Raw genomic sequence first — 17,205 nt, 5'->3', positions numbered from 1 at the left:
TCCATTCTCCGTCACATTACGCCATGCAAAACGGATGAGAAGGATGCCGGAAATCAATGTCACATAGATACGATTTAATACTTCAATGTATAATTATATACATCAAAGTGTAACAAATACGGATCAGGTAAATATCATGAAATCACGAGACATCGCCATAGTAGGAATTCTGCTTGCAATCGGCGCCATACTGAGATATCTCTCGAATATAGTGCCCGGGGCAATAGTAGCCAATCCGATTATCGCATTATACTGTCTGGCAATCATCCTCATAATGCCGAGATTAAAAGACGTAATCAGCATAGGAATTGTCGCAGGTATCATATCGGCACTGATTAGTCACTCAATACTGCCGCCCGCAAACCTCATCTCGGAGCCGCTGGGCGCGGTCGTGTGTATGGCGGCATACACAATACTCAGAAATAAGATTCCGCTCTCAGCCGGAGTTGCGACCTTTATATCAACGCTCGTAAGCGGATTTACATTCCTTGCAATCTGTCTGGTCGTCATCCTCGCCGGCGTAATCCCCGAACCTATGGAGACGTTTACAATCGGCGCTTACGTCCTGCTCCTCTCGCCGATTATTATCCTGACGGCGTTTGCAAACTCAATAATTACACAGATACTCTTCATACCGTCCTCAAAGATTCTTATGCGGGGAAGCGGGAAGAAGTCGGGCGCGGGCGCGGTCGTTGAAGACGCGGTCGAAAACGCTGATGCGGATGCGGATACGGCAACAGGTGCCGAAACTGCCGAGACACGGGAACCCGCCGATATCAGCGCCGATATCCGTGCGGTGACTGTCGATGCCGCAACAAAAGACGCCGCCGAAGATGAACCAGATGTCTCAGCGATAAAATTCGAGAACTTCTCATACACATATCCGTCCGGCAGTCACCCCGCGCTCACCGGAATTGACCTCGACATTAAGAAAGGCGAATGTATCCTCGTAAACGGAACCACGGGCGCGGGAAAGACTACTTTCTGCCTTGCCGCGGCAGGTATCCTCACGCACGAATACGAAGGCAGTTCCGAGGGAACAATCACCATATTCGGCAAAGACGTCCGCGATTATCAAAATATGGGCGATATCGGCAAGAAAATCGGAGTTGTCTTCGATGACGCGGATGCACAGCTGATATTTACCACGGTAGAAGAAGAAGTTCTCTCGGGTCTCGAGAACCGCGGATTAAGCAGCGCCGATGTAAAAGAGCGCCTCGAGAAGATCCTGAAACTTACCGATATCGGGAAGATACGTTACCGCCCGCCGCATACACTCTCCGGCGGACAGAAACAGAGAGTTGCCCTTGCCGCGACACTTGCGTCGGGAACGGACTGCATCATACTCGATGAAGCCACTGCCGAACTCGACACGCATGCGACCGGCGTCATCATCTCCATACTCAAGGAACTGAAAGCGCAGAAGAAGACAATAATCGTCGTCGAGCAGAAACCGCGCGAGATGGCGGAGATTACCGACCGCGTCGTCATGATAGAGAAGGGACATATCTCGGGCGTTGTCAGCGCCGGAGAGTTCTTCGATAACTACCGTGACGATGAAGACATCGCGGATTTGAAATGCGGAGATTCGGACTCCGCGAGCGACGGCGACGGTAACGGCAACGGCACGCAGGAAGCGGAGTTCGACCGCAGGGAAACGGCGATAAAGATAACCGATCTGGTTCACAAATACGGAGAAAACCGCGGTATAGACGGGGTTTCCGTGGAGATTAAGCACGGCGAACTCGTCGCGGTCATAGGCGAGAACGGGTCGGGAAAGACGACGCTCTCAAAGCATCTCAACGGACTTCTGAAACCGACATCGGGCGATGTAATCGTTGCCGGCATGAACACAAAAGAAGCCACCGTGACCGAGCTTGCGAATCATGCCGGTCTTGTCTTCCAGAACCCCGATACCATGCTCTTTGAGGAGACGGTCGAGAAGGAGATTCTCTTCGGTCTCAAAAATATCGGAAAGAAAGAGGAGGAATGCAACGGGATTATCGACGGCATCCTCGCGGAGGTCGGTCTTTCGGATAAAAGAAAGGTCTTCCCGCGTTCGATGAGCCGCGGAGAACGTCAGCGCCTTGCAATCGCCTGCGTTACCGCGATGCGCCCCGAGATCATCATACTCGACGAGCCTACGACGGGACTTGATCCGATTGAGGCAAGACGCATCATGGGCATTCTTACAAAACTGAGCAGGCAGGGTCATACCGTTATTATGGTCAGCCATGACATGAAGATTGTCAGGAATTACGCACAGAGGATAATTAAGATGGCGGACGGCAGAATCGTCGAGGATATTCGCGTGAAGGTGAACTGAAATGGCGGAAATTTTACAGTATAAACGGATTGACGGCATATTCCACAGGATGAACGCGCTTACGAAGATTATCTTCCTCGTAGTCGTTATCCTCATAGCAATCGTCTCGACAAGACCGGATATCATAGCGGCGACGGCGATTATCCTCTTCGCGCTCTCGGTTGTCGGCAGGTTCTCGCGCGAACTTATCAGACAGATACCGATGCTTGTCTTCCTCTCCATCGGTCTGATACTGCTTACGGTTCTTACCATGCAGTCCGGCGATGTCATGGGATACCTGATTCCGTCGTTCATACCGTATATCGGCGGCAATATCCCGATTACCGCGGGTGCGCTGAACTTTGCGCTGATACTTTCGCTCAGGTTCTTTGCAATGCTCTTTGCATTCCAGATTCTGATCATATCCACACAGCCGCGCGATATGGTGCACGCTCTTCAGAAACTGCACCTGCCCGTGGACTATACGCTCATGCTTCTGATTGCAATCAGATTCATTCCGTCCCTTCAGCTCGAAGGAAAGAGGATTCAGGAGGCACAGCTGGCAAGGGCATACTACCCGGGAGAGGGTCTTGTCGGCAAACTGAAGTCGCTTACGCCGATTATAATCCCGCTGGTATCAAACGCTCTCGGAAAGGCAAACGTTCTCGGACTTACAATCGATCTGCGCGGTCTGCGCACGATGAAGAGAACGCCGCTCACCGAGAGCGAGTATTCCGTATATGACTACGTAATGCTTCTCTTTGTCGCCGTTGCGGCAATCGCGGCAGCGGCAATAATCACGGGCATGATCTGAGAACGGTCACGGATGCCGCAAAATAATAGGAAACTAATCAAAAATAAGATATTAATTCATTGAAAAACGCATTGAAATTTAATATTCAATGCCTTTTCTTGCGGATATGCCTTCGTCAAAGTAATGCTTGACCTTCTTCATCTCGGTTACGAGGTCGGCATATTCGATGAACTCGGACGGCGCATCGCGTCCCGTCATTATGACTTCCGTGCCTTCGGCGCGGTTTTTAACGGCGTCAAGGACTTCCGCGGCGGTCAGAAGACCTACGGATACGGCGACGTTTACCTCATCGAGAACGACCAGACCGTATCGTCCCGATTTGAGCGCTTCCGCGGCAACCTTCAGTCCTTCGTGCGCCATGCGAATATCCTCCTCATCGGGTTTTCGCATGATAAAACAGCCCTTTCCGAACTGCTTTATCGTAAATTCCGGGAAGTATTTCGGCATTGCAAGTTCGGCGGTATCGGTTCCCTTGATGAACTGACCGAAGAATACACTCTCTCCTCTGATGAGCATCCTCAGCGACGTTCCGAACGCCGCCGTCGTCTTTCCTTTGCCGTTTCCCGTGTTTATCTGAACATATCCGTATTTTTCACTCATTTTTAACTCCGTCAATTACCCGTTTTTAATTAATTCTGTTTAGTTCATTTCATATAGTTATTTTTCTCACAGTTTCATTCCCTTAAGCGTTGCGTATCGATACCGCCCGCGGATACTCTTATACTTTTATACTTTTGTCATACTTTCGGTCAGTTCATAAACTCGTCAGTTCGTCAGTTCGTCAGTTCATACAGTTAGTCAGTTAGTCAGTTCATACAATTCGTCAGTTCATGAGCTCGGTGAGGAGTTCGTCGGCACTTGAGAACGCTTTTGCACCCTTAAGCATTTCATCATAGATACGTGTCGCCCGCTTATCCGCGGTATTGTCGTATTTGTACTCCTTCAGATTGTGGTCCACGAAACAGACCACCTTTCCCGAATTCAGGTAAGAGTATGCCGTTTCCAGATTTCCGAGATTGCAGCTGCCGACATCGGTGGCGACAAGCACCACGGCATCGGCTTCGTCGCAGAGTTTCTTCTGTTCCATTATCGCTTCGTCGGAATACATCGAGAACGAGGGCACGGATACGGTCTCAATGCCTGCCGAACGGCATACGAGATAATCACCGTCGTTTCTGCTAAGAATGCCCGCGGTAACACGGAATCCCGCATGTTTGAGGGTAAGAAGTATGCGCCCTCCGCGTCCTTCGCCGCTTATCACATGCACGTGCTTTATCCGCTCGGTATGCGTATCGGGTTGCAGAGAGAAGAGGAACTGTTTCTTGCCGCTCTCGGGCTGATTCGTCTGTATCGAGAGGACGCCGAAGACCTCGTTGAGATTGTCGTAGTTTAAGATATCCTCGGCTTTGCCTTCGCCGACGACGTAGCCGCCCGCGGTCATGACAACATCGTCGCAGTATGCCGCCGCCTGATTTATCTCGTGGATAATGCACATGACGGTCGTATCCGACGATATCGTCCTCAGAAGTTTCATGACCTCAAGCTGCTGCCTGATATCGAGGTGGGATGTCGGCTCGTCAAGCATCAGATATTTCGGCTCCTGCGCGAGCGACCTTGCAATCATTACCCTCTGAAGTTCGCCGCCGGAGAGCTCGTTTATCTTTCTGTCCTTAAACTGAAGGACATTCGTATCTTTCATCGCATTGAGGACGATCTCATTGTCCTCCTCGGTATCGGCGGAGAAGTTGCCGTGATAGGGGGTGCGTCCGAGCATCACATAGTCGTAGACGGGGAAGGCAAACGGCGTATATACCGTCTGTTCCACGACCGCACGCAGTCTTGCAAGTTCGGCGGCATGCATGTTTCCGGTATTCTTCCCGTCATAGCTTATTGTTCCCGACTGCGCTTTGTAAAATCCTGCGATAACTTTCAGAATTGTTGTCTTGCCGCAACCGTTGGGTCCGACAATGCCCGTAACACGGTTGTCGCGGCATGTGAAGGTCATGTCCTTTAAGACGGCGTTCTCCTTAAGTCCTATATCGGCGTCGCGCTTTGACGGGTTATGGTTATAGCTGAATGCCACATTCCTGACTTCAATCGGCATCAGAGCTCACCTCTCTTGCTTCTTAGCAGGTAAAGGAAGAAGGGCGCACCGCACAGTGCCGTCAGAATGCCCAAAGGAAGTTCGCTCGGCGCTATGATGACACGCGCAAACATATCGGCAAGGACTATGAAGAGTGCGCCCGTAAAGACGCAGACGGGCACGACAACCCTGTGATCGGGTCCGGTTACAAGCCGCACTATATGCGGGATGATAAGACCTACAAAGCCGATTATTCCGCTTACCGATACGGCGGCGCTTGTTATGACGGCGGTCACTATGAGCAGAATCTTCTTTAGGCGCTCGACATTTATTCCGAGATACTGCGCCGATTCTTCGCCGAACATCATGGCGTTGAGATGGCGCGTCAGGGTTATCATGATTATTATGCCCGCGAGCGTGAACGGCAGCATTACCCAGACATAGTCCCAGCCGCGCCCCGAGAGGCTTCCCATGGTCCAGAACATGATGGCGTTGAGGTTGTGACCCGCCGTGAACATGACAAAGGAGTTGCAGGCGCTGAAAAGCGCCGATATGGCGACACCGGAGAGAAGGAGTGTGTTTATCGGAATCATGTTTCCGACGCGGGCAACGTTGTAGACAAGGAAGAGAGTGCCGAGTCCGAATATGAAAGCCATTACGGGGATGCTGTAGATTGTAAACGCCACACTGAGTCCGTATACGAAGACGAGCGAGGCTCCGAGTGCGGCTCCGCTCGATATACCCAGGATGAACGGATCCGCCATCGGGTTTCTGAAAAGACTCTGAAGTGCCGCACCCGCAAGTGCGAGAGATGCGCCCACGAGAGCGCCGAGGATCACACGCGGCAGTCGGATACCGAGTACTATGGTTTCTTCGCCGACGCTCCAGTAGGGTGTCGTACCGAAGATGCCTGCCGTAAGTATATCAAAGACCTTCTGGGGCGCTATCCCCGATTCTCCGATGCCGACGGAGACGGTCATTACAAAAAGTGTGAGGAGGAAGAGACCTCCGGTGATGATTACTGTGCGTTTTCGCTGATACATGAATAGAGGATCTCCAGTGCCTGTCCTACTCTGGGTCCCGGGCGTGATACTATGTCATCGTCGACCGTGTAAATCCTGCCGGTCTTTACCGCGGGCACGTTCGCAAGTTCCTTGTTATTCAGTATCTGTTCACGCATGTTGAGTCCAGAGTCCATGGGTCCCTTAATTACAATTATGACCTCGGGCTGACGCTCGATTATGGATTCGGTTGTTACGATGCCGTATCCGGACATATCACTGTAACAGTTGATTCCTCCCGCAAGCGTTATCAGTTCGTCAAGATAGGTCTCGCTTCCGGCGACATACATGGGATCGGCGGCTACCGCATACATTGTCTTTGGCAGAGGCGTCTCATGCGGTCTTGCCTCAATCTCGGAGATTTCGCCGTTTATCTTCGTTATGAGTGACTCGGCATTCTTCTCTTCGTTGAGGACTTTTCCCATTACTCTGATATTTTCGAAGATGTCTTCCAGTTTGTCGATCTCAAAGACGAGGACGGGATAGCCGTTGGCGCGAAGCTGGTTTATCATGTTCATGTCAACCATTGTCGTCGACATTATGAGGTCGGGGTCCTTTGAGATTATTGACTCGATGCTTGCGCCGGTTGTCATTCCGCCGATTGAGTCGACAAGCAGGGCTTCTTCGGGGTAGTTGTCGTATGATGTTCTGCCGACAAGCTTCGTCGTAGAGTTGTCGTCGGTCATTGCGAAATAAAGTTCGGTGATGCTCGGCGCCAGCGAGACAATGCGCTCGACGCCTGCGGGGACATAGACGCTCGTGCCCGTATCGTCGACTATTGTAATTCCGTTACCGGTCGCGTTTGTTGCTGCGGCTGCTGTCGCCGTTGCGGTCGGTGTTGCCGTTGCTGCCGCAGGTGTCTCCGTAACCGCGGCGGTGGGAACGGGTGTGGTATTCGTGCCTACGGTTCCCGTACATCCGCATATACAGGCGCAGATTACGAGAAGCAGAGCCGAAAAAATGAAAAGGGTGCGATTTTGCATAAAGAATATGGGAGCAGATACAAATAAAGTTAACTTATGGTTGTTTAATTTTGGTTATTTTGTCTTCAAACCGCTCCATACCGGTATGCCGGTACAATTATACGCTTATCGTCAGTATCAGATTTCTTACCGTTACTTTAACGGGGGCATTAAAGTGCACACGGAATACGTGATCGGGGTCATAGGTAAAGGTTCCGATATTGGCGAATCCCTGATTTCTGAGGTTATCCAATTCCTTACCTATGTTATACTCGAGAACATCACCCGCCGAATTGGGAAGATTATCCGTATTCACCGGCGGGAACAGATCGGGATTCATGGTGATTACCAAATCTCCCGTTGATATTGTCTGATACTCCATTTTCGAATCCATCTTTAATGTCGCATGTCCGCTTCCGCTTGTGTAGTCGCTTGCGCCTTTCTCAAAGGTTACGGCGGTAATTATAATCTCCGAGCAGTTCAGATACGTATTGCCGGTCAGCTTACCTTCTCCGTCCTTCTCGAAAACGACATTCGAGAGATAATCCAGATCGAACATTGACCTGAATATTCCGCCGTTCGCTTTTATGTCATCAGCCGCGGCTTCATATGTCGTATACTGAATCGGCGTTGCGCTCGAATAAGGCGTCTTTAAGGAGACAATTCCGTAGTCCCAGAGATATCCGTTATCCATCCAGAAATTGCCGACCGCCTCATAAGAGAAGTTGACAAGCAGGGATTGTGCGATAAGATTTTCCTGTGCGGCATATCCGTCCTTATAAATCTTGTAAGTCCACGTCGGAGTCTCATTCTTGACCTCCATTATGCCGCCGGATTTCAGCGGCGATAATACGACACTGCCGCCGCCGAGTTCGACATTGCGCGTTACCGTGCCTTCGGATTTGGTGAGTATGGCACTCTCGATGTCGGAAGAGAACCTGAGAAATGCCTCTTCGACGCCCGCGAGATGCTCTATCTCCGACTGTTCCTTAAGAGCGGGGACGTATATGGCGGAATAGAGCGAGATTATTGTCATTAATACCGCAAGTATAAGAAGAACGGCGACAACCGGCGCTACCGCGTTTTCGCGGTCGGCGGTTTTTACAGTAATTTTCGCATTGAATGCGGTCGCATCGGATTTTTTATCGGTTTTGGCTCTCATTCGCGGATTCTCCCGTACATTACTACCGTACTTCCCACAACTACGGTTATGTCCTCTCCCCTGATGTCATAACCCGCGTGTACGGTCATGTAATCGCCGGGTTTGAAGTTCTTCAGTTCGTCATCGCCGTTTATGACAAAGTTATCCTCGGTAAAGGTATTTCTTTCATTGCCGTTTCCGATAATCACCTTCATGTTAGAGAGCGATACGACATCTCCGCCCTTATGCCAGAGAGTCACGTCATGATTGGACGGGTCAACGTCGCCGACCAGTATATTCACCGAGGGTTCCCGGTCACTCGGAATAAAACTGCTCGAAGATGCGGCAAAAAGAGCCACCAGTATAAGGACAACCGTGAGCATGAGCATCTCGCCGACCACGGGAGATATGGCACGGTTATCCAAAGAATTCCGCGGCAACGTCTGCGGCATCACATGCGGCAACATCGTATTATTCCCCGTATTATTCCCCCCGGTATTTCCCGCAATATTTCTCATAAATTTCCCCACAATGTTTCCACTAAATTTCCCAACATTATTCCCCATAATTATCTCCCCGAAATCTCGTGTTTTCATAATTACAACCTCAAATAATATAAATGAACAGGACGCCGGTCGCCAGAAGAAAGATAATGCTGTGCTTGAGTCCCGCAAGAATGTTGTTCGCACTCAGCTGTCCCGCCATCAGACCCGAGAATAGCGCCAGAATTATAGAGATATGGAACATCTCACCGACATTCGAGGAGACGTTGAAGTTGAGATTGAACTCTGAGAAACTCTCGATAAAGGTCACGTTCAGCTGATACGCCGAATAGAGGAAGATACCGAGTGAGAGGTAAATAATGGCGACGTAGACAAACGAAACTCCGAAACGCTCGTTCTTCATCTTAAGGAAATGTTCAAGGTCACCTATGGCTATGGCAAGGATCTCGTGGAGATGGTCGGTTATCTCGCTTGCCTTTATGACCAGCGATATTGCACGCTTTACCGAGACAAGTCCGATTCTCTCTTCAAGTTTGTAAAGCGCAAGCGATACGCTTGTTCCCATCTTTATCTCGGTGGATGTTATCTTTACCTCTCTTGTGAGGACGCCTATCTTGGAGTTCGCAATTATGTGAATGGCACTCTGAAGCGTCATACCCATATCTTTCATATCCGAGATCTCGCGGAGGAAGGCGGGAAGCTGTGATTCGAACTTTTTCAGATAGTGATTCCTTGCTTCATAGGCAACCGCGACAGGCAGCATGAACATGATCACAAAGAGTGAGATGAATGCTTCCAATGTGTATGTCGGAATTAACTTCGCAAGCGTTCCGTTAAAAAACAGCAGGGCTACGATACAGGCTAAAATCACACCGAAGACCGCTCCGTACTGGTAGTCCGAGACATAGTATTTCATCGGGTTTCGGAGTATCTCACGGATTCTCAGGAGATTTCTGTGACTCTCGAAATTTTTCATGAATTTTTCATCGACCAGCATCATGCTTCCGGGATCGATGTTGGTATCGGAGTATTCCGCCTGAGGCAGGGCTTTTCTGCTGATGGTGAGAGTGTCGGGCGGCATCATGATATAGAGCAGGAAGACCATAGCGGTTGCGCCGATGGGCAGACCGATATACATGAGCGGCGCCAGAAAGTCGACCGTAGACTGACCCGAGAGATTCTGGGCGACTATCATTATCATTATGGCGATTGGTCCCGCAACGAATGCCGTTACGTATATCTCAGCCATGATCTCCATGGTCTTTAAGGTGTTGTCAAGTTCCTGAAGTGCGGTCTCGCGGTAATGTTCGGACTTTGAAGCGAAGAAGTCCGTCATGCTGCCGCCGGTCTTGAAGACCATTGCGAGATCGTTTAGGAGTTCGCTGAAATTTTCCGACGGCGTTATGCTCTGGACGTTCCTCATTGCCACCATGAGGTCATCGCCGAAATACTCGACATCTCTTACTATCATGGCGCATTCTTCCGAGACTTCGCCGTATAGATCGTAGTTTTCGGCAACGCTCTTGAAGATGGAGAAGAGCGTCATTGTTGTGGAGAGAGCCTGCATGTAGGTGACGGCATAGGGCAGATCAAACTCGATTCTTGTCTTTCGTCCCGAACATTCCATCTGCGGATAGGTATAGGCAAGCGTGAATACGGTGCCGACTATGACAAGAAATAAGATTGCCATTGAGATTACGGGGTCGAGAAAGGGTATGGGGTTTAGGTTGATGTTGAGAAGGAAGTTTAAGAGTATTAGGAGAATCAGGACCAATCCGACAAGAACGGTCCCGAAAATAACCAGAAGGAGATAATCCTCGGAGGTTATCGGGATGTGCGCCGATTTGAGAGATTTCTTGAATTCATCGTTGTTGAGTGAATTCATGAGGGGGTTGTTAGTCAAATTCATAGTGACCGTTCTTGCTGAATTCGTCAAAGACCGTGGTGATGTGATCGGAATCTCTGATTCTGTGCTGCAGAAGACCCATAAGGATCTCTTTCCTCTTGTCTATCTCTTCTCTTACCTGTGCGTCGGTCCAGCCCTGACTGTAGGCAATCTCTTTGAGGACCCTGGAATCTCTGTAGATCTTCTCGAAAGTGTCTGTTGAGGGCTGCCACTTGTAGAGGATGTTGTAGTCGATGTAGTTCTTCTTGACGAAGGTTTCGGCAATAAAGATGCAGCGTCTTGCCATTCTTTTGTTCACGTACTGGAGCTGCTGAATTATCATCAGGTTGAGTGCGCCGAACATCGAGGGGGGGACGTTTATGGGGTTTGTGGTGAGGCGGTTGATTGCCTGCTCGATTCCTCCGGCATGGAGTGTGGAGTATGTGGTGTGTCCTGTGTTCATTGCCTGGAAGAGTGTCTGGGCTTCGCTGCCTCTGACCTCGCCGACAATGATGTATTCGGGGCGCTGACGGAGTGCGGCTTTGAGGAGCGAGAACATGTCGACGTTTCCTTTTCCGGATTCCGCCGTGCTCTCACGTGTCTTCATGGGGAGCCAGTTTTTATGCGGCATCTGAATTTCACGGGTATCTTCGATGGATACGATCTTTGCAAACTGCGGGATGAAGAGCGAGAATGCATTCATCATGGATGTCTTTCCGGATGCCGTTCCGCCGACGACGATGGCGCTCTTGCGGTTTTCGACGCAGAGCCAGAGGAATGCCATTATCTCGGCGTCGTATGTGCCGTAGTCGATGAGGTCAATAGGCGTCATCGGGTCGGATTTGAATTTACGGATTGTAAACGAACTGCCTTTCGAGGAGACTACGTCCGTATAGGTTATCTGCGCACGTGCGCCGCCGGGGAGTGCGGCATCGACGAGCGGGCTTGTGAGCGAGAGCTGTTTGTCGGCTTTCTGAGCTATTTTAAGGACGTAGCGGTTGAGGTCTTCGCCGTTGAAGACGATGTTTACGGGCAGGTTTGCATATTTGCGGTGATATATGAAGAGGGGTATACCGGGACCGTTGCACGTGATATCTTCGATGTTTTCGTCGTGCATCAGCGGATCGAGTCTTCCGTATCCGTGGAAGTTTCTCTCGAGATAGTAGCAGATGATTCCCGTGCGCCTTATGTCGATTGACGGGTCGAGTTTGCTGATTATACGATGAACCGTCGCATAGTCGAATTTTATCTCTTCATTCAGTTTTGTGGCGTCATAGAGCATTACCGAGCGGAGTTCGGCGTCGGTCTCCTCGAGTATGAGTTTTTCTTTCTCGGTGATGAGCGGTTCGAATACGCGGTAACTCTTGTTCTGTTCCTTATCCTCCACTATTGCGACATAGGAGTAGGGTGCAAGCAACCAGTAGGTATCAAGTATGGTTACCCCTTCTTCGAGGAGGCTCTTGGAGACTTCCGGCAGTGCGGACGTTTCCGGGGGTTCGGGGGTGTATACCGATTCGTCGACGGGTTTGGTGCCGATAATGCCGTCTACTATCGAGTTAAAAAATTCTCTGCCTTTCTCGATTGCGCCTGGTTTGTTCTTCTCTGAGTTCAGTTGCTTCTGGATCTCGTCGGGATTTTTCTGCGCATCGTCGTAGGGGATTAAGATTTCACCGTCCGCGCTGCGGTTGGCGGTACCGTTAAAGTCCCCGATTTCGGTACCGTCGCCGTTTTCTGGGGCAACCTCATCCTTCTTCTTAAGGAGATGTGCCTTCTTGGCGATTGAGCCGATATCGAGCGTCTTTAACAGATCCAACATTACCACCTTTCCCACGGGGGTATGCTCTCGTCGTCGACGTTATTGGATGATGTCGTCGAACCGGAACCGGTTTTTACGGTCTTTGTGCCCGACCGCGTCAGTGATGAGAATGCGTCTTTTGCGCCGGTGTCCACGGCGATTGCGTTGGGGTTATCTTCGGTTGCGCCGGTGATTACCTTTACGTCGATATCGAGTCCCGTGCCCGTGCAGTATATCAGGTATTCGCCGGCACTGTAGACCGATATGTCTTTCTTCGTCGATGAGGAGTCCGTTCTGCCGAATCCGCCGGTGGCTACTGTCTTGCCTGTTTTGTTGTCTATGATGTTTATCTCGGCATAGCAGTATGTGGGGTTTTCGGTTGGCAGATCCTTGATTTCGCGACCGGAATCATCGGTATATTTTTTGTTTTTAGTGCTTCCCGTTCCGCTTCCGATTGTGACCGTCGGGTTCGAGATCTCATAGTGAACGATGAGCGGACCGCGGTTGACGTCAACGAGGAGACTGCTGTTGCCAAGGGTTTTCCTGTAATCATATTTTTTCTCGAAGATTACCTGATAGTATCCGATTGAGATATTGCCGTCCGATTTCGGGCTGTTGGCTGAGAGTGTGTTGGCTTTCTCGGAGCCGTAAACGGGTATCTCCGTTACCGAATCGTCCACACTTTTGTCGGTTTTGTTTTCTTTGGCGGCGGCTTCCTGCAATGCCCTTATGTAAGCTTCGCGTGCCTCGGCTACGGGATCGTATGACGGATCGTTAGCGGGAACGGTAGTCTGTCCGACGGCGGGGTTGCCCGGGATATTCTGACTGCCGGTCTGATCGGGAACCGCTGATGATCCCGTGCCCGGTATGAAATTTGAAACGTCTTTGAGAACAACCATTCCGACAGCCACGGCGATGAGGACAATGACGATTACGACTGCCACCCCCATCAGTCTGACCAGTTTATCGGTATCAAATGTTTTTGCGCCTGCCATTTTCGTAAATACTGATTATTCAGTCCCCCTATTTTTACGAGTAACTTTTGAGTAACCTTCGATTTAATTCCGATTTGTTTTTGCCGATTTGTTTTTTATATATTTTCGATTTTCAATGATTCGGCGGCAGTGCCGGAACACACCACACCGATACCTGCGCCGTTGAAGTTAATGATTAATGCCGCGGGTTTACAGGAATTTCTTTAGTGTTACTCACTCTTCATTACATGTCTTGCTTGATTGATAATAAATATATATTACAGCAGTGCCGTATCTGTATTTCTTCACGGTCGAATCCGAATTTTTCGTTCATGCCGCGGAAAACTCACAAATATATACACATATTTTTATTTATTATATAATTATTTATTACTTTCATTATATCAGATTTTTTTGCGTTAATCATGCCGTCCAAATCAACCGCACTTGATCAGAGCATTGAGATGCAACTCTCAACCCCGATTGCCGGATGCCCCGAAAATACCATAAATTGCCGTAAAGCACCACATTTGTAATACTTATGTTCAATAAGATAATACTTGATAGTACATATTGTTTATGTTTCAATAAACACGGGACGTTTCGGACGATCTAAAACCCGAAATTTCCGTGCGCCGCCTCAAAAACAAAAGCAGATCGGATCTTTAACCCGTTTTCACATGAAAACCGCTTCATGAAAAACTCCCTCACCCGATTTTCCCTGCGCGCATAATACCGTGACCCGAAAATACCCGATATGATCGATTTTTGACACTTTTTTTGTTAACGGCATTAACAATTTCGAAATAAGTCTTATATATTTCAATGTCGCTAATTAAAGAGTATCAAACAAATATGTGTTAACTAAAAAATAGTTTAGTTGTGGTTACTGAACTGTTGAGTTTGGTTTCGCATAGTAATGAACATTCATTATTATCCGAGACCCGATAACGCATAGGTGTTTGTGTTTGTATTGGAGGATTATTAATGAGTAAAATCTTCAACAATGCTCTTTTCGAAGCAAAAGAGCGCGAGAGCGCAGTATCGCCTGTGGTTGGCGTAATGCTGATGCTCGTAGTAACGATTATCATCGCGGCAACGGTCAGTGCCTTTGCCGGCGGTCTTGTCGGCACAGCTGATAAAGCTCCTCAGGCAGCTTTTGATGTAAAGATTGTTCACTCAGTTCCATCGTGGGGTATGGGGGCAGTCATTGAACCGACAATGACGATTACCCACCTCGGTGGCGACCCGATTGATACAGCCCGCACAAAGATTGTCACATCATGGACAAACAGGACATCTAAAGAAATCTATTATAGAGAAACAACAGCACTGCCTGCCAGTAAAGAGCCACAGGCATTCAATGATTATGGAGGATATGTCAACTTATCATTAGAAAAAGCTAACGCTAACGAGACTACCTGTAAATTCCAAGACCCATATTTAGTAATTCCTAAAAAATTCCCCAGTTCAGATTCAAGTTTATGGTTCGGTAACTACATTCTGCGCCCAGGAGATGTCATGAAAGCACAAGCTTCACTGAGTAGCTATAACTATGTAGATCCAGATCCCTCAAAATCGTGGTCATATAGCGTTTATGGATATAAAGATTATTCAGTAATTAATAATGCTGAATGGTTAACGGACAGAGATGTAGTAAATGTCAAAATTATAGATATTCCAACTGGACAGATTATCTTTGACAAAGACATCTATGTAGTGGAGGCATAAAATATGAGATTCATTGAAAATAAAGAAGCAGTATCGCCCGTAGTCGGCGTCATGCTCATGCTCGTTGTAACCTTAATCATCGCAGGAGTAGTCTCAGCATTCGGCGGAGGACTTGTCAGTACAACTGCACCTACACCACAGGCAAGTATCACGGGTGCTCTTTCCGTTGGAAACCCATTAGTATTAACACATCACGGTGGTGATTCAATCGTAGGCTCATCTCTTGACGTTAAAACCAAAATTACATCTGGATCCTATGTAGACATGGTTTCCAATGTAAATCTTACAAATGCTAAATTACTCAGAACAGGTGGATCTATTAGTAGTGATTCTTTCCAGTCAGGCGATATGTTATCAATTGATTGGGATGACGTTTTCTTAACAACAAAACAAGGAAACAAATTTGTCGGATTTGAACCAAATAAAGGCGACATGGTTGTAATAACAGTACTCGACAAGAACAGCGGAAAGCAGATTTCATCACAGACTGTTACAGTAAACTAAACTGATAACAGTTGAAATTAAAAAAACGGATACTCATCCATCCGTTTTTTTAAACTTGTTACCTATTCAAAACTTTCACAAACGGAAAAGACATTCATAAGCACATTGTCACCCTAATCATGTAATCATGAGCAGAGCACTGAAATCATGTGTTCTGTAATTCCCTTTTTTGCTGATTACTTTTGCGGAATCACTTTTGTTTAATTACTTCAGCGCCCGCAACTGCTTTGTGACTGCCGCTTCAAGCTCGTCTCTCGTGCCCATGAACTCGTGCGTCACATAATCGGGTTTGACAAAATCGAGTATCTTTTTGCATTCGGGAAGAGAAAAAGGACGGTGCTCGTCGAACTTCTTGAGATGCGCCATGATGGCGGCGCTCTGATCATTGAAGCCGAGTTCGTTAAAGTTTTCCGGCGCTTTCATGGTCTTTTGATACTCGCCGGAAGCGCTGAAGTGGAGGTGCACGGCGCGGATTTTCTCAACGGCATCGGCGCTAAGGCGGCTTAGGGTGTCAAGGACGAAATCGATTCCGTCGGACTCGGAGAATGTGACCCCGCCGGCATTCATGAGATGCCCCGTATCCAGAAGGAAGAAGAAGTTCTCAAACTCAAGGCGGTTCATAAACCGCGACGTTGCCGCAGGGTCAAGGAAGGTCAGCCCCGACCACCAGAGGTTTTCGACGGCAATCGGAAACGGCATCTCGCCGCCGGCGAAGTTTCCTGCGCAGGTATTGAGGAACTCTGCAGTTGCGTCAAGAACGGCATTGTCGGGTATCGGCATCTTCTTCATGAAGGTATGCTCCGCCTCCATGTAACCCGCATGAAAGACGCCGTATGCCGGCGCTAATTTGGCGTTATCCGCTATGCATGCGGTGAAGTTTGAGATGAGTTCTTCGCGGTCTTCGCCGCCGTAGAAATACTTCACCATACTCCTGTCAATCTCCGCCGGCACCGTGAAATCCTTATCCGTCCAGAGTCTGTACCAGCCCATGAAAGACGGGAAGTGGACGGCGCCGACGACATCCTTCGGAACGCTGCCGTCGAGCGCCCCGAAATCGAGGAGCATCTCCGCACCGTCAAGGTCATATACCGCGAGGAACTTTCGAAACTCTCCCCAATCACCGTTGAACTTCTCAAGATCAAATGAATAGCCTGAAAAATTGATGAACTGTTTATACACGCTGTTATCCCCCTTATTTCTCTGGATTTCCTGTTTTATCCCTGTATTACAACCTGTTTTTGCACAGCGCAGTTGCACTTATCCGATCACAGTCGCTTCAGAGTCGCGAATACCGCAATCCGAAAACCTTTGTCCGCCGCACCGTTGCGGGGCATCCGTGGCGCAGCCGCGGCGCCGCAACCCGACCGCGTTCACAAACACGCTAATAATAACTGTGAATTACGGCAAAATAACTTTATTCTCTCAAGACTGAAAGACAGTGAAATAT

Annotated in this window: 14 protein-coding genes; 4 read left to right on the top strand and 10 right to left on the bottom strand. The window is 48.9% G+C overall.

Annotated elements, in window-relative coordinates; genetic code table 11:
* The first annotated feature begins 136 nt into the window (after positions 1-136).
* Complete coding sequence (locus T502_RS05955) at positions 137-2,326, top strand: energy-coupling factor transporter ATPase (RefSeq protein ID WP_052359209.1); 2,190 nt, start codon at positions 137-139, stop codon at positions 2,324-2,326.
* 1 nt (position 2,327) lies between these two features.
* Positions 2,328-3,119 carry an energy-coupling factor transporter transmembrane component T family protein gene (locus tag T502_RS05950; RefSeq protein ID WP_042706276.1) on the top strand — a complete coding sequence of 264 codons (792 nt, stop codon included), beginning with the start codon at positions 2,328-2,330 and terminating at the stop codon, positions 3,117-3,119.
* 78 nt (positions 3,120-3,197) lie between these two features.
* Here the strand turns inward: T502_RS05950 and cobO are convergent, their stop codons facing one another.
* From cobO to T502_RS05905, 9 genes are all read right to left on the bottom strand, one after another.
* Entirely contained in the window at positions 3,198-3,719 is a 522-nt protein-coding gene (gene cobO / locus T502_RS05945; RefSeq protein WP_042706275.1) for a cob(I)yrinic acid a,c-diamide adenosyltransferase, read from the bottom strand.
* Between the two features lie 223 nt (positions 3,720-3,942).
* The gene (locus T502_RS05940) at positions 3,943-5,223 is read right to left on the bottom strand and encodes an ABC transporter ATP-binding protein (RefSeq protein WP_042706274.1); all 1,281 of its coding nucleotides are present in this window, start codon (positions 5,221-5,223) and stop codon (positions 3,943-3,945) included.
* On the bottom strand, positions 5,223-6,245 hold the full coding sequence (locus T502_RS05935) for a FecCD family ABC transporter permease (protein WP_052359208.1): 1,023 nt from the start codon (positions 6,243-6,245) through the stop codon (positions 5,223-5,225). Before T502_RS05935 ends, T502_RS05940 begins: the two co-directional genes overlap by 1 nt.
* Entirely contained in the window at positions 6,221-7,246 is a 1,026-nt protein-coding gene (locus T502_RS05930) for an ABC transporter substrate-binding protein (RefSeq protein WP_042706273.1), read from the bottom strand. The genes T502_RS05935 and T502_RS05930 overlap by 25 nt, the downstream gene beginning before the upstream one ends.
* A 97-nt stretch (positions 7,247-7,343) precedes the next feature.
* Positions 7,344-8,387 carry a hypothetical protein gene (locus T502_RS05925; RefSeq protein ID WP_052359207.1) on the bottom strand — a complete coding sequence of 348 codons (1,044 nt, stop codon included), beginning with the start codon at positions 8,385-8,387 and terminating at the stop codon, positions 7,344-7,346.
* Positions 8,384-8,818: a type IV pilin N-terminal domain-containing protein gene (locus tag T502_RS05920; RefSeq protein ID WP_052359206.1), complete on the bottom strand. Its 435-nt coding sequence runs from the start codon at positions 8,816-8,818 to the stop codon at positions 8,384-8,386. Before T502_RS05920 ends, T502_RS05925 begins: the two co-directional genes overlap by 4 nt.
* A 154-nt stretch (positions 8,819-8,972) precedes the next feature.
* The gene (locus T502_RS05915; protein ID WP_042706272.1) at positions 8,973-10,778 is read right to left on the bottom strand and encodes a type II secretion system F family protein; all 1,806 of its coding nucleotides are present in this window, start codon (positions 10,776-10,778) and stop codon (positions 8,973-8,975) included.
* Positions 10,765-12,570, bottom strand: coding sequence for a type II/IV secretion system ATPase subunit (locus T502_RS05910; protein WP_052359205.1), 1,806 nt, complete (start codon positions 12,568-12,570; stop codon positions 10,765-10,767). The genes T502_RS05915 and T502_RS05910 overlap by 14 nt, the downstream gene beginning before the upstream one ends.
* Positions 12,570-13,544 carry a hypothetical protein gene (locus T502_RS05905; RefSeq protein WP_042706271.1) on the bottom strand — a complete coding sequence of 325 codons (975 nt, stop codon included), beginning with the start codon at positions 13,542-13,544 and terminating at the stop codon, positions 12,570-12,572. Before T502_RS05905 ends, T502_RS05910 begins: the two co-directional genes overlap by 1 nt.
* Positions 13,545-14,510: 966 nt before the next feature.
* Here T502_RS05905 and T502_RS05900 point away from each other — a divergent pair.
* Positions 14,511-15,254 (top strand): type IV pilin N-terminal domain-containing protein, encoded by a 744-nt coding sequence (locus T502_RS05900; RefSeq protein WP_042706270.1) that lies wholly within the window; start codon positions 14,511-14,513, stop codon positions 15,252-15,254.
* Positions 15,255-15,257: 3 nt separating this feature from the next.
* On the top strand, positions 15,258-15,758 hold the full coding sequence (locus T502_RS09040) for a type IV pilin N-terminal domain-containing protein (protein ID WP_084173088.1): 501 nt from the start codon (positions 15,258-15,260) through the stop codon (positions 15,756-15,758).
* 204 nt (positions 15,759-15,962) lie between these two features.
* Here the strand turns inward: T502_RS09040 and T502_RS05890 are convergent, their stop codons facing one another.
* Positions 15,963-16,937: a TIM barrel protein gene (locus T502_RS05890; protein ID WP_042706268.1), complete on the bottom strand. Its 975-nt coding sequence runs from the start codon at positions 16,935-16,937 to the stop codon at positions 15,963-15,965.
* Positions 16,938-17,205 lie beyond the last annotated feature (268 nt).

The organism is Methanomicrobium mobile BP, from assembly GCF_000711215.1.
Lineage (GTDB): Archaea > Halobacteriota > Methanomicrobia > Methanomicrobiales > Methanomicrobiaceae > Methanomicrobium > Methanomicrobium mobile.
Note: the sequence above shows the minus strand (reverse complement) of the source record. Positions and strands in the feature narration are given on the sequence as shown.

Bases quoted from the DNA above. Each gene is read 5' to 3' on its own strand.
- T502_RS05900 (WP_042706270.1), top strand. From the start codon at position 14,511: ATGAGTAAAATCTTCAACAATGCTCTTTTCGAAGCAAAAGAGCGCGAG.
- T502_RS05930 (WP_042706273.1), bottom strand. From the start codon at position 7,246: ATGCAAAATCGCACCCTTTTCATTTTTTCGGCTCTGCTTCTCGTAATC.
- T502_RS05925 (WP_052359207.1), bottom strand. From the start codon at position 8,387: ATGAGAGCCAAAACCGATAAAAAATCCGATGCGACCGCATTCAATGCG.
- T502_RS05955 (WP_052359209.1), top strand. From the start codon at position 137: ATGAAATCACGAGACATCGCCATAGTAGGAATTCTGCTTGCAATCGGC.
- T502_RS05910 (WP_052359205.1), bottom strand. From the start codon at position 12,570: ATGTTGGATCTGTTAAAGACGCTCGATATCGGCTCAATCGCCAAGAAG.
- T502_RS05940 (WP_042706274.1), bottom strand. From the start codon at position 5,223: ATGCCGATTGAAGTCAGGAATGTGGCATTCAGCTATAACCATAACCCG.
- T502_RS05920 (WP_052359206.1), bottom strand. From the start codon at position 8,818: ATGCCGCAGACGTTGCCGCGGAATTCTTTGGATAACCGTGCCATATCT.
- T502_RS05915 (WP_042706272.1), bottom strand. From the start codon at position 10,778: ATGAATTTGACTAACAACCCCCTCATGAATTCACTCAACAACGATGAA.
- T502_RS05935 (WP_052359208.1), bottom strand. From the start codon at position 6,245: ATGTATCAGCGAAAACGCACAGTAATCATCACCGGAGGTCTCTTCCTC.
- T502_RS09040 (WP_084173088.1), top strand. From the start codon at position 15,258: ATGAGATTCATTGAAAATAAAGAAGCAGTATCGCCCGTAGTCGGCGTC.
- T502_RS05950 (WP_042706276.1), top strand. From the start codon at position 2,328: ATGGCGGAAATTTTACAGTATAAACGGATTGACGGCATATTCCACAGG.
- T502_RS05905 (WP_042706271.1), bottom strand. From the start codon at position 13,544: ATGGCAGGCGCAAAAACATTTGATACCGATAAACTGGTCAGACTGATG.
- cobO (WP_042706275.1), bottom strand. From the start codon at position 3,719: ATGAGTGAAAAATACGGATATGTTCAGATAAACACGGGAAACGGCAAA.